Source organism: Pseudomonas sp. EU05-FHT14B02 (assembly GCF_058791055.1).
In genome coordinates this window covers 99543-115024 of sequence record NZ_JBYTDD010000014.1, presented here as the reverse complement: position 1 = coordinate 115024, position 15482 = coordinate 99543, and the positions used below count along the sequence as shown (strand labels likewise).

At 56.6% G+C, this 15482-nt stretch carries 16 protein-coding genes; 8 read left to right on the top strand and 8 right to left on the bottom strand.

What is annotated here, in order from left to right; translation table 11 throughout:
* Nucleotides 1–491 precede the first annotated feature (491 nt).
* The 4 genes from AC3WTM_RS14990 to AC3WTM_RS14975 form a co-directional block, all read right to left on the bottom strand.
* Entirely contained in the window at nucleotides 492–974 is a 483-nt protein-coding gene (locus tag AC3WTM_RS14990) for a hypothetical protein (RefSeq protein ID WP_102669594.1), read from the bottom strand.
* The gene (locus AC3WTM_RS14985; RefSeq protein WP_102669595.1) at nucleotides 971–1792 is read right to left on the bottom strand and encodes a transcriptional regulator; all 822 of its coding nucleotides are present in this window, start codon (nucleotides 1790–1792) and stop codon (nucleotides 971–973) included. The genes AC3WTM_RS14990 and AC3WTM_RS14985 overlap by 4 nt, the downstream gene beginning before the upstream one ends.
* A 625-nt stretch (nucleotides 1793–2417) precedes the next feature.
* Nucleotides 2418–2879, bottom strand: a complete 462-nt coding sequence (locus AC3WTM_RS14980) for a hypothetical protein (protein WP_102669596.1) — start codon at nucleotides 2877–2879, stop codon at nucleotides 2418–2420.
* Nucleotides 2880–3038: 159 nt separating this feature from the next.
* Nucleotides 3039–3719 carry a DUF3313 domain-containing protein gene (locus AC3WTM_RS14975; protein ID WP_102669597.1) on the bottom strand — a complete coding sequence of 227 codons (681 nt, stop codon included), beginning with the start codon at nucleotides 3717–3719 and terminating at the stop codon, nucleotides 3039–3041.
* A 333-nt stretch (nucleotides 3720–4052) separates the two neighbouring features.
* Here AC3WTM_RS14975 and AC3WTM_RS14970 point away from each other — a divergent pair, with 333 nt between their 5' ends.
* Nucleotides 4053–4445 carry a GFA family protein gene (locus tag AC3WTM_RS14970; RefSeq protein ID WP_102669598.1) on the top strand — a complete coding sequence of 131 codons (393 nt, stop codon included), beginning with the start codon at nucleotides 4053–4055 and terminating at the stop codon, nucleotides 4443–4445.
* Between the two features lie 11 nt (nucleotides 4446–4456).
* Here the strand turns inward: AC3WTM_RS14970 and AC3WTM_RS14965 are convergent, their stop codons facing one another.
* Nucleotides 4457–4879 (bottom strand): MAPEG family protein, encoded by a 423-nt coding sequence (locus tag AC3WTM_RS14965; protein WP_102669599.1) that lies wholly within the window; start codon nucleotides 4877–4879, stop codon nucleotides 4457–4459.
* A gap of 76 nt (nucleotides 4880–4955) precedes the next feature.
* Nucleotides 4956–5909 (bottom strand): diiron oxygenase, encoded by a 954-nt coding sequence (locus AC3WTM_RS14960; protein WP_102669600.1) that lies wholly within the window; start codon nucleotides 5907–5909, stop codon nucleotides 4956–4958.
* 199 nt (nucleotides 5910–6108) lie between these two features.
* Between AC3WTM_RS14960 and AC3WTM_RS14955 the strand changes: the two genes are divergently transcribed.
* The gene (locus tag AC3WTM_RS14955) at nucleotides 6109–7065 is read left to right on the top strand and encodes an AraC family transcriptional regulator (protein ID WP_102669601.1); all 957 of its coding nucleotides are present in this window, start codon (nucleotides 6109–6111) and stop codon (nucleotides 7063–7065) included.
* A 54-nt stretch (nucleotides 7066–7119) separates the two neighbouring features.
* Here AC3WTM_RS14955 and AC3WTM_RS14950 read toward each other — a convergent pair whose 3' ends face one another.
* On the bottom strand, nucleotides 7120–7743 hold the full coding sequence (locus AC3WTM_RS14950; RefSeq protein WP_258537945.1) for an eCIS core domain-containing protein: 624 nt from the start codon (nucleotides 7741–7743) through the stop codon (nucleotides 7120–7122).
* A 110-nt stretch (nucleotides 7744–7853) separates the two neighbouring features.
* Complete coding sequence (locus tag AC3WTM_RS14945; protein WP_256586008.1) at nucleotides 7854–8732, bottom strand: helix-turn-helix transcriptional regulator; 879 nt, start codon at nucleotides 8730–8732, stop codon at nucleotides 7854–7856.
* A 96-nt stretch (nucleotides 8733–8828) separates the two neighbouring features.
* Between AC3WTM_RS14945 and AC3WTM_RS14940 the strand changes: the two genes are divergently transcribed.
* The 6 genes from AC3WTM_RS14940 (at nucleotide 8829) to AC3WTM_RS14915 (ending at nucleotide 15431) form a co-directional block, all read left to right on the top strand.
* Complete coding sequence (locus AC3WTM_RS14940; protein WP_102669603.1) at nucleotides 8829–9785, top strand: threonine dehydratase; 957 nt, start codon at nucleotides 8829–8831, stop codon at nucleotides 9783–9785.
* Between the two features lie 111 nt (nucleotides 9786–9896).
* On the top strand, nucleotides 9897–10592 hold the full coding sequence (locus AC3WTM_RS14935) for a tRNA (adenine(22)-N(1))-methyltransferase (RefSeq protein ID WP_305887823.1): 696 nt from the start codon (nucleotides 9897–9899) through the stop codon (nucleotides 10590–10592).
* Between the two features lie 656 nt (nucleotides 10593–11248).
* A complete protein-coding gene (locus AC3WTM_RS14930) occupies nucleotides 11249–11869 on the top strand; it encodes a hypothetical protein (protein ID WP_102669674.1) in 621 nt (206 codons plus the stop codon).
* A 595-nt stretch (nucleotides 11870–12464) separates the two neighbouring features.
* Nucleotides 12465–12917 carry an Ohr family peroxiredoxin gene (locus tag AC3WTM_RS14925; RefSeq protein WP_102669606.1) on the top strand — a complete coding sequence of 151 codons (453 nt, stop codon included), beginning with the start codon at nucleotides 12465–12467 and terminating at the stop codon, nucleotides 12915–12917.
* Between the two features lie 126 nt (nucleotides 12918–13043).
* The gene (locus AC3WTM_RS14920) at nucleotides 13044–13502 is read left to right on the top strand and encodes a MarR family winged helix-turn-helix transcriptional regulator (RefSeq protein ID WP_102669607.1); all 459 of its coding nucleotides are present in this window, start codon (nucleotides 13044–13046) and stop codon (nucleotides 13500–13502) included.
* A gap of 411 nt (nucleotides 13503–13913) precedes the next feature.
* Nucleotides 13914–15431, top strand: a complete 1518-nt coding sequence (locus AC3WTM_RS14915; RefSeq protein WP_102669608.1) for a multiheme c-type cytochrome — start codon at nucleotides 13914–13916, stop codon at nucleotides 15429–15431.
* Nucleotides 15432–15482 lie beyond the last annotated feature (51 nt).

The window sequence follows — 15482 nt, the reverse complement described above, 5'->3', positions numbered from 1 at the left end:
ACGACGCTCCTCAAAGAAGTATGAGCGAACTGGCGTAGCTCATGCCTGTGTCACTTTGTGGTTGGCCGGGGAGAGTAGAATCACTGCTCTGCTCGTCTGTATGATACTCATTCTCACTGTAAATTTTCAGATGCGATAGTTTTTGGCTGTCATCCGGGCTTGTTTCAACTTCATAATATTCAATGGTCGTGCTTTCGACGGAGTGCTCGTCGTGCGCCAACGAATAAAGTGGAAAGGTAGACAGAAACAAGATCCCCATGAATCTGAAAGTCGTTGATTTCTGGGCTCGCAGAAAATGCATGGCGTTCACTTGATTCCCCCTGTAGGGCATTGTCCCGGACGAGAATCAAGCGGGCTCGATTCCAAAGATTATCGAGGAGAGATTTTTGGCGGGGAAGACGTTTGATTCAAATCAATAAGTATTATTTTTGTTTGAGGTTTTTTGATGTGAACCTTTGCCAGGCGGGTGTCGAGCCTGTTCGGGAGGCCGATTAATGGCTCATGCAGCGCAAACGGCCAAGTTCATGAATGTAAAAACACACCGCATTTTTATCTGGGGTCGGGATCAACTCGTAGTTTAGAATGGCGCCTTCTTGCAAGACGTATTGACGTCTAAAGAACAAGTCAGGGGTCTTTTCAATGGCGAAAAGTTCATTATCCTGGCTGAGCTTGATGTTGCTGACTTTGATCTCGACGTGCTTATTGCTTTCTCCGATTATATTCGCTGAGATGGTCGCGTTGCGGATTTTCCCATTCAGGCTTTCCAGCGTGGTCCCTGTGAGCCTGCCATGCCCGATAGTGAGGTATTCTTCAGTGTTGAGTTGGTTGAGATCTTCCAGCCACTGTCGGGATTTTGTCTGGTAACTGATATTTTCCATGTAGTGCGAAGGAGAGTAAACGAAAGAGAAAATGCACAGTGCATTGATCAAGCCTATAACAGGCCAGTGAACGGCTTGCGAAATTTCAAATTTCATAAAGTGACTTCCAAACATTGACGAATCATCAAGGCGAGGTCCCTTTCGCTGCTGTTCAATTGTAGATTTGCAGTGCTTAGATCCTGACGGATGCACGAAACGGAATAATTGGCTTTATACAGGTTGATCCAGACCTGGCCCTTCAGGTTTGGTGGCAGCTGCTCGGTTTGTTTGGCCGACAACTCCATAAGCGCTTGCGCCTCGGCAAGATCACTGCCCACGGCGTGTATGACCAGTCCATTCTTGTCGACACTGGAAATTTCAATTTTTGGCGCGTCGAAGTCGAATTGAAAAATAGTAAAGACAACGATTGCCAGGGTAACGATATAAGCGATCAGTTGAGCTTTTGTAATGCGCGCGGATTCAGTGGTTTTACCTGAGGGTTCAAGCAGCCCGTCACTACCAGCCGGCGGTAGTTGTCCAGGGATGGGGGCGGGGGGCTGCGTTGTTTCCTCCCGGGCTGCCGGTACATCTGCTTCTGCATCGACGACACATTGCCGGTTGAAGCAATATCCTCGTCGAGGAACAGTCATCAAGATCTCGTGATCTCGGCTGTCGTTGAGAATATTGCGTAGTGAGAAAACTGTTTGATTCAAACTGCCGGAGGCAACCACGCGGTCATTCCAGGTGTAGTCGATGATTTCATCGCGGCTTTTAGTGACACCTGGCTCCATGAGCAGCAGGTCCAACAGGCGCGACTCAGCTCTACCTAGCGTGGAATTCTGTACATCTCCGTGGGGGGTTGTAATGGAAAGCATGGCGCTGTTCGGGTCGAATACCGCGACGGCGCTATTTTTCAATTTGAAGGTGTAGCTCATAGAAATCTTCCGTTCAGGCGATGCTGGCCTGAGTATAGGGGCCGGATTTGGCTCGGTACATTCTGGTCTGGGAAGTGAACGAAGATGAGGGCCCAGCGGAAGGTGCACTGTGTGTTGCATTTACGATGCTGGATTGGCTCGTTTCAGAGGCGTGCAGTTCGGCAAACAGCCCAGTCTGTCAGAGGTATCCATTTAATCATACAAAGGAAAAGCATTGCTGGATGACCCATGGTTTTCGATTTGGACGCCATGAATAATGCTTGGAATGGATCAACTGCGCTATCCGAAAACTGCAAGCTAGGGCAGGTGGGGGTTGCGCGGGGGCACACCTCAATGAACTAACCTCGCTGCTCCGCCAGGCTTTTGTTTGAGCCTGAACAATCAGGATACAAATCAATGATGGTGTTCTTGTGCACTTGGCTTGTGAAAGATTATTTTTGATTCTTATTAGCTTTTAACCGGGGACGTTACCGATTTAAATGGATCTCGAGGAACGTTGCGTGTTCACGGTTTGTTTGTCGCGGCGTCAACGATCCTCACCTCTCGTTCTACGACTTTGCCCCGAGTCCTTTCATGAAGGGCTCGGGGCGTTTTTTTTGGTTCTTCACGCCGTTTTCATCGACGATCAAGGCAAAACATCGTAGCCACGTTGTTGCAGGCAGCTGCTGTAGACGGAGTTGTTGGCGGTGACGTTTTGTTCGCTCTCACTCAGATTCTCACGACGCGCCTGGCGTTGCCTGGCGCCCCCTACGACAACGCCGGCAGCCGCGGCACTGCGTGCCTGGTTCTGGCGATAGTCTTGGCGGGTATCGTCGTCGATCTGGTCATAGACGTTTTCATGTTGGCGGCCCCGAACTTCCGCCGCCGTGGCACCGGCTACCGCAGCGGTAGCGGCGCCCTTGGCCCGGCCACCGGAGGGTACGGTGCTTTGCACCGGATGCTGCGCGTTGGCCTGGGATTGGCAGGCACTGGTGTCCTGCTGGATGGTCTGGGAGGTCTGACCTTTGAGGGGAATCACGGTTGCCGCCAGGGCGCTGGTGCTCAGCAACAGCATCAGCATCGCCAGGATATGGGCCAGAATTTTCATCATCGAGTCTCGCGTCAGGCGTCGGCACGGCTAACGGTTTGTCAGAGGGAAAACGCGACATGGCGCCACGTTGAAACCCCATGCCGGTCTGCTTGTGATGCCATCCAATGCCGGTGGACAGCAGGCACTTTCACGCTTGCGATGGGGTTCGCTTGAACGTCAGTGCTTGAGGAGCAGGGCCTGCATATCGTCTGACATGCCTTTGAGTGCAACCTTGAAGTCATTGGCAACAATCGGCTGCTTGGCATTCTTGATGGTCTCGCCGAACACCTTGCGCACGATCTTCGCTACCGGCAAACCGGTTTTGGCGTCGATCAGGTTGGCTTCGATGTACATCTCGGCGGTCTGGTCCCGGTGCCCGGTGGCTGCTTGTGTCGCTCCGACAATGGCCCCGATTGGTACGACTTCATACCAGTGCATGCCTTCGTTGTTGGCGCTGACGTGAGTGATCGCCGCCTGCAGGATCAGCGAACGTGAATTGGTTGGCGCCAACTGTGGATAAGGGACGATCGCGTAGCGGCGGGCAACGGCGGTCTTGACGCTGTTGCTGGCCATCAATTGCAGGTCTTGCAGGGTTTTCAGGCTGACGCGCGCGGTCGGCTGCGGCGATGGATACAGTTCCATCTGCCTGAACACTACTGTGGAATACGCGCGTGGATCGAACCCTGGCGATACCCAGCGCAATACTTTCTGCTCACTCGGCGTAGTTTGCTCCTCCAGGCCCTGGTAATTGCCCAGGAAACCCGAGTATTGCTCTTGCTGCGCGACTTTCGAGACACAGCCGACCTGAAATACACAGCTCAAAGCAATACCCGCAATCCATTTATTCGACATGCCCATATGTTTGGTTCTCAAGTGATGAAAGTTGTCATTCGGGTTCCGACCTGGCCCCGGGCATTGGTCCGGTCGCCTTGTTTTCAGGCGCTGGTATTTGCCAGTCGGTTACGCAAAGCAGGTGCTTGCACGCCGGTCAATGCGGGCCGAATGCTGCCTGTAGCGGGGGGATAATCCGAATCAATAACTCTCAAAAACTGTTAAACACACGGTCAGGAAAATTGCACATCGATGACAGTTGCCTACGCTGATCCTTTAGCAGCGCCGATTTTGGTGCCGCCGTGACGTTCCTGTTTCCACGCTGATACGCCGTTTCGGACGGTCTGAAGGAGGCACCGCATGGACCGGTTCACCGGCGGTTGTTTGTGCGGAAAAGTGCGTTTTGTCGCGTCGGGTCGCCCGTTCCGGGTTGGTGTTTGTCACTGTCTCGACTGCCGCAAGCACCATGGGGCGTTGTTCCATGCGTCCGCGATATTTCATCAGGATGCCGTGACAATCGAGGGCAAAACGCGTGATTACGCCGGGCGGCACTTCTGTCCGCAGTGCGGTTCGTCGGTGTTCTCACGCAGCGCAGACGAAGTCGAGGTGAACCTCGGATCTCTGGATGCCCCTGACCAGTTGACGCCAACCTACGAGAGCTGGACTGTGCGGCGCGAGGCCTGGTTGCCGGCGTTTGCACTCACCCGACACTACGAGCGCGATCGAGACGGCACGGGGCGATTCGAGGATTAGCGGGCAACTGGTCATCTGCCATAACAAGCGGCTATTACAATGAGCGCGAGAAAACACACCAACTGAACGCTAAAGAAGGCAAACCGAACTGCCACGAACGCATTGGTTTGCTCATGGGAGACGTGAACCAATGACTGGCACACGCGGGCGATCAGGACGAGTGTGGACAAGTAGTTCACTGCGGCGCCGTTGACATCAAGGGCTGTAATCACGAACACGATGACGCCAAACACAGGCAGGTTTTCCACACAGTTGGCGTGGGCCCTTGTCCCGCGGCGATACCAATCTTCGCCTTCGAGCCGATCGCTTCGGAAAGAGGCGATCGGAACACTCGAGAACAGGATTGCGACCCAGCGATAAACCCCGACGGTTGCCATTAATAGCAGCAAGGTCCAGGTCGCAAACCCCAGCAGCATCCACATCGGTATCGTCATGGTCGCCTTCCTCAATGGTTCATTATCAGCACGTCATCGCGCAGTGCGACCGACGAGCAGTCAGTCGCGCTGTCGGTCAATTGCTCATGATTGGGGCCAGAGCGGTCTGAATCCTGGACATCTGTGCTGGCGTTGTCATTTGCGTCAGCAGTCGGCCGAAGTGAGGATGCCGTGCGCCCGAGATAATGTATTGCCAGCGGTAGGCGCTCAGCACGCAGGTCTTGATTTGCACGGTCTCTTCGACACTGAACGATCGTGAAGCATGACTGATGAAGTAATCGGCATCGGCTGCCGATTGTGCCTGCAGGATTGCGTCGACGGCCGCTACCAGCGCAATCAGGTCATTCACTGCCTGGTCGTGCTCGGCCGACGAGAGTTTCGCGTGCTCGTCCCGCCATTCCAGTTCATCGAGTACGACGTGCCGGCTTTCATCCTTCCAGTGGAATTTGAAGACATCCTTGAACAACGGGCACAGCTCCTCGCGCGGGGCGATGCTTTGCACGTAGTGCGCCTGAACAAACAGCTCGATGTGACAGGTCAGTGCAAGCACCGACCAGGTACTGGCCGCTAGTACCGCGCGCGCCACCTCGTTTGGATCGGCAACCTGACGATATCCCGCTGGCAATTTCGAACTCATCATCGTCTCCATACGCCGGAACAACTCCTGGTGCTTGATCTCGTCGTTGGAAAAACGCACCAGCGCTTCAAGGGCCAGTTGATCGTCAAATACATGGGCCCGCCCCTGATCGAGCATCTTGGCACTGATAAAACGCTCGACCAGGCCAAAGATGTACGCATAGGTCCGGCCCTGTATCTGACTGAGCAGGCGCGCCTGGTCCGCATCGAGAAAGGTCAGGCGGTCGACCTGCGACAGTCCGTCGGGGAGGAATTTGCGCGAATAGTCGAAACTGCGGTCCTGAAGCAGATCGCGATCGATCTGCCATTCGGACTTTTTCGATGACCTGACCATTTGCGCATAACGGGCGGTGTTGACTGACGCTGAGCCGGGTAGGGTAACGACGCTGTTCATATGGATCTCCTGCTGCCCTGGTGGCGTTTGAATGGGGCAATTTCGGTTGACGTCGGAGCCAATGACCTTGGGTGAAGCCTCTGGGGACAGTTTCGATCGCTGATTCCGCGTTGGTGCTAATCTAGGCGTCGCAGTTCAGGCGGTGAATGACCGGTGCGCCTGAAAACCTGCTCCGGACTCCGGAAAGGAGGGCGGTCAAGTGTTGGATGCGCTTTCTGATGTGTTGCGTGTGATTCGGCTGTCTGGAGGGGTCTTCCTCGAGGCGGAACTCACTGCGCCCTGGTGCATCAACGGCAGAGTCTCGGCGGATGATTGCAAGCCGTTCCTGGCGGCACCTCGACACATCATTGCGTCGCACTTTGTCGCCGCTGGGCGCATGCAAATTCAAATCGACGGTGGTGCCGCCATCGAGGTTGGGGCAGGCGAACTCGTTTTGCTTCCTCGCAACGACGCACATTCTTTTGGCAGCGACCTGAGCATTGCGCCCATGCCAGCCAGAGAAGTCATCCAGCCGCCAGAAGTCGGCGGCATATCACGGATCAAGTACGGCGAGGGCGGCGAGGCCACGCAGTTGCTGTGCGGGTTCCTCGGTTCAGAAACACCCTTCAGTCCGTTGCTTTCGTCGTTGCCTTCCTTATTGAAGCTGGATTTGCGCGCGACGGCTTCGGGTACCTGGATCGAAAGCTCCTTTCGTTTTGCTGTCAGTGAAATCGCGGCGGGCCGCGTCGGCTCGACAACGGTCATCGCCAAGTTATCGGAGCTGCTATTTGTCGAAGCCGTCGGCCAGTATGTCGCCAGCCTTCCCGCTGAGCGGCGTGGGTGGCTGGCGGGGTTGCGGGACCCGCATATCGGGCGCGCACTGGCGCTATTGCATGCCCGTCCAACCGAAGGCTGGACGGCAGAAGCCCTGGCGCTTGAAGTGGGCATGTCGCGCTCGGTGTTCGCCGAGCGCTTCACGGTATTGGTCGGACAGCCGCCGATGCAATACCTGACGCTGTGGCGCATGCACGTGGCGGCTCAACAGTTGCGCGAAGGTCGCGGCAATGTGGCGCAAATCGGCTTTGCCGTTGGCTACGACTCCGAAGCCGCGTTCAGTCGCGCATTCAAGCGCCAATTCGGCACATCCCCCGGCACCTGGCGCAGACAATCGGCATGAGAAGGGGCGGTGCCACCTTTCGATGTTGACCTGACCAGGCTTGACCTTTTGAACTCAAGGAAGCCGAGGCGATTCTGCCCGAGCCTGGCTGGCTCGTAGCGTTCTGGCTACCTGGGCTTGAATCTCGTAGGCCGGCGCCTCGACGGCTTCGTAATCACGGGTATAACGAGTGGCGAACTCGCGATCGCCCCATTGCTGGTACTGCTGCACGTGCTTCAACTCATGCGCCCACAGCGCGACATCGTTAAGTGCATCTTCGGGATTTCGAAAGACGATGATGTCGATAAGGGTGACCGCACGTACATCGGGATTCTGCAGCATGGTGTGTGCGGCGTTCAGCTCCACATCATCGCCTACCTTGTAGCGAGCCGAATCGAGCACTTGAATGTCATAGTAGGGTTCGAGCTGGGCCCGGATATTCAGCGGGATTGGCTGGATATCGCCGGTTGCCGCGGTGTTGCGCGATTGCACAATCCAGTTCTGCAATCCAGAGGCCGCCATCTGGTTCATGTCGTCGAAGATCGTTCCAGCTTCCTCTTCGGAACCTGGAGCACAAAAACAAGCGACCATGCAGACCTGATACTGCCCGGCCGGGCAGGCGAAAACGGAGGACGAGGTGCCAGCGCAAAAGAGCACGATCGCTAACCGGAAAACTTGACGCAAAAAAATAGCTGGCAATGGGTTCTCCCATGGGCAATGGCGGTCGGCAGGCAATATGTTGGGCGTCTTGCGCCCATTGTGCTGCCGCGTGTTGGACCGCTGCGACACCGTTCGATTCCCTGGGTTCCTCAGTTTCTTTTGGCCATGCCGAGCAGGTCAGCTGTGGCGTGGGATTCGCTGTCAATCTGCTCTAACCCCAAAGACTGACGCAGCTGCGCCGGACTCACTCCAAGACGTTGCTTGAAGGTGGTCGCCATGTGCGCCTGGGAATTGAAACCACAGGCATAGGCGATTTCCGTCAGGGTGACGGTCGAATCGCGCATCAGGGCACGGGCCTTGGCGACGCGTCGGTCGATAAGGTAGCTGTGCGGGCTTTTGCCGGTGGCGTTTTTGAAGGCCCGCATGAAGTACCCTTCGGACAATCCAAGCAGGTCCGCCATCGCCGGTACGCTCAACGGGGCTTCGAGGCCTGCATCAATGAACTCATCGAGCAAGCGCATTCGGCTGCCGGTTATCGAGCCATTGGGTGTTGTCGACACAGCTTCGCTACCCGTCACCCGTTCGGACAATGCCAGTGCCCAGGCCTCCCAATCGTCCTCCACAGAGGACCGCAACAGCGCGGCGCGCATACGCCACGCGAGAGCGGTGGCCTGCCGGTCGATGCGATTGTTGAAGGCACGATCCCCCATCAACGCCATGCCATCGGTGCGAATCACCCGCAAGTATTCGCCGCCCTGGGGGGATTCGGACAACACGTCACACCCGACGGGGACGAACGCCAGGCCGTTGGGCACGGCATCGAAGGGGCGTATTCGGTCGCTGCCGATGGCGTGCAGGCCTCGCTGGCTGTCGAAGGCGAAGCCGATTCCCGCCTGGGTCGCGACATAGCGGGTCGCGTAGGCGCAGCCGGGGAGCAATTCGATCGCCCAAGGGCCGGCCACGATACGACGGACCGGTTCGGACAAGCGTGGTGGCGGCGGGCGATTTCGATGACTCATGGACACCATAGTAGTGAAGAGGGGGGACAAAAGTCAGGTCAGTTTTTTGAAAGGCACAATACGGCACCCGTGTGCAGACTGGGCGAAATCCCCGGGAGATAACCGATGCACACACTGACTCGCGACGATATCGAACAAGCCGCTCGCCACGTTTACCAGGTGATGCCCGCCACAGCCCAGTACCCCTGGCCCTTGCTGGCTCAGCGGTTGGGTTGCACGGTGTGGGTCAAGCACGAAAATCACACGCCTACCGGTGCCTTCAAAGTGCGTGGCGGTATCACGTTCATGCACTGGCTCAAGCGCGAGCACCCGGGCGCGAAGGGCATTGTCAGCGCTACCCGCGGCAACCATGGCCAGAGCCTGGCACTGGCGGCTCGCACACTGGGTTTGCAGGCGTTGATCGTCGTGCCGGAAGGTAACTCGGTAGAAAAGAACAACGCCATGCGCGGCTTTGGGGCTGAAGTGGTCGAATATGGCCGCGATTTCGATGATGCCCGTGAAGAGGCGGCCCGTCTGGCGCACACGCAGGACCTGTTCCTGGTTCCGCCGTTTCACACCGAGCTGGTCAAAGGCGTCGCCACTTATGCGCTGGAGCTGTTCAACGCAGCGCCGGACCTGGATACCGTTTATGTACCGATTGGCTGTGGATCGGGGATTTGCGGGGTGATCGCCGCCCGCGATGCGCTGGGTCTGGAAACTGAAGTGGTTGGCGTGGTTTCCACTGAGGCGGCGGCTGCACAGCTATCGTTTGACGCTGGTGCAATTCGTGAAACCGCTTCGGCCAACACTTTTGCCGACGGCCTTGCCGTGCGCAAGCCGATTCCTGAAGCCTTTGCCGTCTACGCGGCAGGTGCTGCGCGGATCGTATCGGTCAGCGATGACCAGATCGCCGAAGCCATGCGCGTGTATTACACCGATACCCATAACCTTGCCGAAGGGGCCGGTGCGTCGGCGTTGGCAGCGCTCATCTCGGAGCGTGAAGCCATGTCGGGAAGAAGGGTGGGGGTGATTCTCTCCGGTGGCAACGTCGACAGATCGGTGTATGCGCAAGTGATTGCGTGAAAAGGGCCATGACCCTGGTCACATAAATTTGAAATGCACGGCATTGCTCGACAGAATCACGCCCCGATCCGGCCCAAGTCGCCGGACGTTAGTGGTGAAAAGGGGCCGCAGTTGAACGAACAGACATTGTCCATGCGCCTGGAGCGCGTTGCCGCCTATGTGCCAGCCGGTGCGCGCCTGGCCGATATCGGCTCGGATCACGGCTACCTGCCGGTGGCCTTGATGCGCCGCGGCGCCATTGCGGCGGCGGTGGCCGGCGAGGTGGCGTTGACGCCGTTCCACGCGGCCAACCGCACCGTGCGCGAGAACGGCCTGGACTCGCAAGTCACCGTGCGCCTGGCCAACGGCCTGGCGGCAATCGAGCCGGGAGACGGGATTACAGCGGTCAGCATCTGCGGTATGGGCGGCGAAACCATCCGCGACATCCTCGACAGTGGCAAGGCGTACCTGAGCGGTCAGGAGCGCCTGATCCTGCAGCCCAACGGCGGCGAGCAGCCACTGCGCCAATGGCTGATGGACAATGGCTATCGCATCCTCTGCGAGGAAGTGCTGCGAGAAAATCGTTTCGACTACGAAATCATCGTCGCCGAACGCGCAGGGCCGGTGATCTACACCGCCCAGGAGCTGTACTTCGGCCCGTTGCAGATGCAGGCCCGCAGCCCGGCGTTCCTGGTCAAGTGGCAGCGCAAGTTGCTCCAGAAACAGAAGACCCTGAGCCACTTTGCCCTGGAGCAGCACGCCGTGCCCGAAGAGACGGTGCAGGATATCGCTCGGCAGGCCCGGTGGATCACCGAATTGCTGGCTTGAGCAAGCCCGGGGCACCGCTCAAAAAGAACCTCGATACAGCGTGGGTGTGGCTGAGTCGAGCGAGACGCGTCGACGGCCCCTTCAGGCGACTCGAACTTGCCGGTGACCAGTAGGCAATTTTCGCCATTGGTCGGGTCTGGCGACGAAAGTTCAGCGCAATAGAGGTTTTTTTTCGGCATGCCAAGTGAATCGATTCAGCGTTGTAGCCATGCAGGTTTCAGCCAGGAGGACAGGTACCTCAAGGTGTTGGATTTAGTACCGTTTGTCGAGCGTACTGCTCAAAAAGTGAACGATTTTGATATGCTTCGCTCTGATCTACCGGCAGGCGGATCCTTTGATAGTTCGCGCTGCACTCACTAATAAAATGGACGTATACCTCATCTGCATTGAATGGAATGCGCATGGGGATTTTTTTACCTGAGACCTGGAGTGATAGTATGCCGTCATCACTGACTTGCTGGGCGAGTCGCTCTCTCTTGTAATACCAAATTATTTAGCCGATTCAATCAATGCGAACTTGATCGTGCAGGCGCAATTAATTAATTAATTAATTAATTCGCATGCCTGGGGCATGGTCAATTTGCACTGCCGCAATAAGTGGAGATGTAATCTTGGATATTAGTACAATTATGGGCCTGATCGGCCAGAAAGAATCCATGGAGTTTTTGCGTTTAGGCGTAGTGTACATTCACCTGTTGGCTTGCTGCGTAGCTATTGGTCTGGTGTTTGCCAGCGATGCGGCAATGGTAAAGGACTTATTGAAAGGTCGTGTGTCGTCGGGGCACGATAATGAACATATGGCCAGTCTTCAGAAGTCTGTTGCCAATGCGTTGATATTCTTGTGGGTCACGGGAGCTGCGGTAATAGGCATTGATTACCTTGAAAAAGGCATGACCTATTTTGCCAATCCAAAGCTTCAAGCAAAAGTTATTATTGTATTGTTGCTGACGTTCAACGGCATGCTGTTGCACCGCTATGTATTGCCTGCAATGTTGAAGGCCGGCTCGCTGCTTGATCTTCAGGTCAATGTACGAATGTTTGCTCTGTTCTCTGGTGCACTGTCGGGCGTGTCCTGGTTGTATGCCGCCATGCTCGGTGTCGGCCGACCGCTGGCCTGGAAGTATTCGCTCACCGAGTTGCTGATGGCCTATCCGGTGTTGATCGTGCTCGGCTTCGCGATGATGGTGGCGCTGACTCAGTGGGCGCGTAAACGCAACGCAGCAACGCCGGTTCAGGAATCTACCTGGATGTTTGCGGGAATTCCTGCGCTGCGCTGAACTGACGAGATTCCAGGAAAAGACGGGTGAACCCGTCTGAACCTTTCAAACATCAGACCCCCTCCTTGTGAGGGGGTTTTTTGCGTGTGGGGCTCAGGAAATCAAAGAACCGGCTCGAATGGCCGGTTTTTTTTCGAGTGAAAAACGTCCATTTCATTTCAGCACCAAAGCGTTGATCGTCATGCGTGAAAGCGATCCGATGCGCGTAACCAGGGGCTCCGGAGGGCGGGACGGTAAGAAGCCCATCATCCTTTCCGCAAGGGAGAGGATAGCGAGATTGATCTTGCGTCTACCGCTCATCGCCAAGACACAAAATAAACTTTGACATCATTGGGGCTTTGGTTGAGTATCAATACATCGCATGCGATCAGATCGAAAGCGATGAGATGTGATAACAACCCCTGCCGTTTGGAGACTCAGCCATGAACGCCGGAAGCCGCCGCACAATGTTTATCTCAACCACTCACGCTTCCAATGGCCAAAACGGCAACAACTGGATCATTGCACACGTCAATTGATGAACGTTGTGTGTTTTAAATATCTAGCATCGCATGCGATCTAATCGCATGAAATAGAAAATCCTGAGGAAGTCCCCATGAGCAAGATCGAAAAAGTACTGGTAACCGGCAAGACCCACACTATCCGTAACAGCGCGGGCAACACCTCGCGCGGTCATAACGGCGACCTCGATATCGTGCTGTCGTCCCCCGGCAGCGATACACCGGCACACGTGCTCACTGCCGTCCAGCCGCACCCGAAAGCCGAGCAACTGTTCGCCGGAGCGTGGTCGGCCTGCTACATCGCAGCGGTGGGGCTGGTCGCCCAACAGATGAAAGTGACACTGCCGACAGACACCGCCGTCGACATTGAAGTGGACTTGGGCCAGACCGGCGCGGCTTACTTCCTCCAGGCCCGACTGACCTTGCGAGTGCCGGGGCTGGACCAGGGGGTGGCGACCGAGTTGGCCCACAACGCCGATGCAATCTGCCCTTACTCCAAGGCCACACGCGGCAATATTGACGTCGACATCAACGTCCTGACGGCATAACCCACTACACGGCGAACTCACCGGGGATTTCCCGGTGTGTTCGCCGTCGGCGTTTATACGTTCTTCCGATACCATCGCGTACGACGTATAGTTTCGGTCTCGCAAGATTGAGCCAGGAGAACGCCCATGAAAAACACCGACAAGACATCCGCCCTGGATCTCAAACTCACCGACTTCCTGTGTTTTGCGGTCTATTCCACCAACCTGGCCTTCGGCAAGGCCTACAAGCCGATGCTCGAACGGCTCGGCCTGACCTATACGCAATACATCACCCTCGTTGCGCTGTGGGAGGAAGACAACCAGACCGTTGGCAGCCTCGGCGAAAAGCTGTTTCTCGAATCCAATACCCTCACGCCGATCCTGAAGAAGTTGGAAGCGATGGGTTATTTAGTGCGCCAGCGCGACCCGGAAGACGAACGCCAGGTGCGGATCAATCTGACCAAAGAGGGGCGAACACTGCGCGAAGGTCTCACCGAAGACGGCTTCCCGCAAACCGGTCTTGATCCCGACGAGTTCGTGCAGATGCAGAAGGCCATTGTGAAGTTACGGGGCAATCTCATTCGGTCGACCAAGGACAGAGAGTAATTCGTATCGCGTAAAGTGAGTGGCCCCGGATTTGCGAGGTGCACCCCGCAGAGAAACCCTGACCCTCCCGTCTGACACCCCCCCGATTCGGAGTGAGCCCCCACTAATGGGGGCTATTGCTCAGTAGTATTCGCATCTTCATTAGCCGGTTACTTCAAGCGCTGGCCAATGTTTGCGGATCTTTCAGGTCACCGCGCCTATTTTATACAACGCTGGCAGAGTAATTGCTGAGTGAGCTTGTCCCGTTCATGCAAGGTGCAGGGCCGGGATGCTGTGGAGCTGTCTGTACTCCATTGGGTGATTGCCTGTAGCCATCGGTTTGCATCACGAAGTAGCCCTGGCTTCTCAATACCGGGCTTACTCAATAGAAGTACTGCGGTCATCCTCTGCAACCGTCCAGGGGAAATGCTTATGAGCCACTCCAGACATACGTGTTCGCAGGTAGCGCTGCACCGGTTGTGCTTTCTAACCTGCCTGCTGACGGTAACGCTGGTGGTGGCTGACGAACCTCTGGGCAATGACAATCAAAACAATGAGAAGTGGCTGGAGCCGGCACGCTCCAGGCTCATGCATGTGATTGGCGCGATGCCGTTCTTTCCGCATCGGGCCAATACCACCGGCAACCTGGTCTTGAATGTGAAGGACTTCGACAATGCCCAGGTCTGTGGCGCTTGCCATACGGAGATCTACAGGCAGTGGCGCTCGTCGATGATGTCCCAGGCCTGGGATGAGCCCATCTATCGGGCCTTGCTCAAGCGTGCGAGTGCGGCCACCGAGGGCAAGGTCGATAACTTCTGCACCGGCTGCCATACCCCGATCGGTCTGACCACCGGGCAGATCACTTCGCAAGTCAACCGCTCCTCGATTGAAGACAGTGCGAAGAATCATCCGATGCCCGGGGTCGATTGTGACACCTGCCACAACATCAGTGCCCGCACGGGCCTCGATAACGGCGCCTATGTTCTGAGCCCGCGAGCGCACGGCAAACCGACCAAGTTCGGCCCGCGCAAGGATGCCGTTTCGCCTTATCACGACACCGTGTATTCCGCTCTGCACACGCGCTCGGACTTTTGCGGCACCTGCCACAACGTCACGCACCCGTTCAGCAGCGTGGCGGTGGAGCGCACTTATGACGAATGGCAGGAGAGCACCTACAGCCTTAACAATGTGACCTGCCAGAGTTGCCACATGCCGGGCTTTGCGGGCAAGGCCGCGATCATGGGGCCGGACCGTAAGGAGGTCGCCTCGCATTGGTTCAGCGGAGCCAACGCGACGATGCTCAAGCATCTTGGTCAAGAGGAGGGCGCGCAACGCGCACGCGACATGCTCGCGCGCGCCGGGGAAATAAAGTTCCAGCAAGTACCGGCAACCGTGCCCCCCGGGCAATACACCTCGGTAGCCGTCAAAGTGACCAACGTTGGCGCCGGGCACAAACTGCCGACCGGCTTTCCCGAGGGTCGGGAGATGTGGATCGATTTCCGGGTGCAGGATGCCAGTGGTCGCGAGGTCTATCGCCTGGGTTCGATCAAGGACGGCAAGACCGAGGTCAACACGCGAAACTTTAAAGTGCACATAGGCGACAAGGACGGCAACCCGTTGGACGTCGAGGTCTGGAATGCCACGCAAATTCTCTCGGACAACCGCATTCTGCCCAAGGGCTACGATATCGGGGAGTTCTCCTTTCTGGTGCCGGCCGACGCCGTCGGGCCGCTGACCCTGACAGCCGATCTGAACTACTGGCCGTTTTCCCAGAAGCTGGCCGACTACCTGCTCGGCAAGGATCAGCTGCAGGTGGAAATCACCCGTATGGCCAATGTCACGCAAAGCGTACCCCTGTCGATCAGCCTGCCAGCCGGATCCGATACGGCGAAGCGGGCGGTACCCGCGAATTTGAAACTCGACGACGCTAGCGTTTACTACAAAAAATGAACATGTCATTACCACCGTCGAACAGGTATCGCTTCACGGACAGCTACTGCC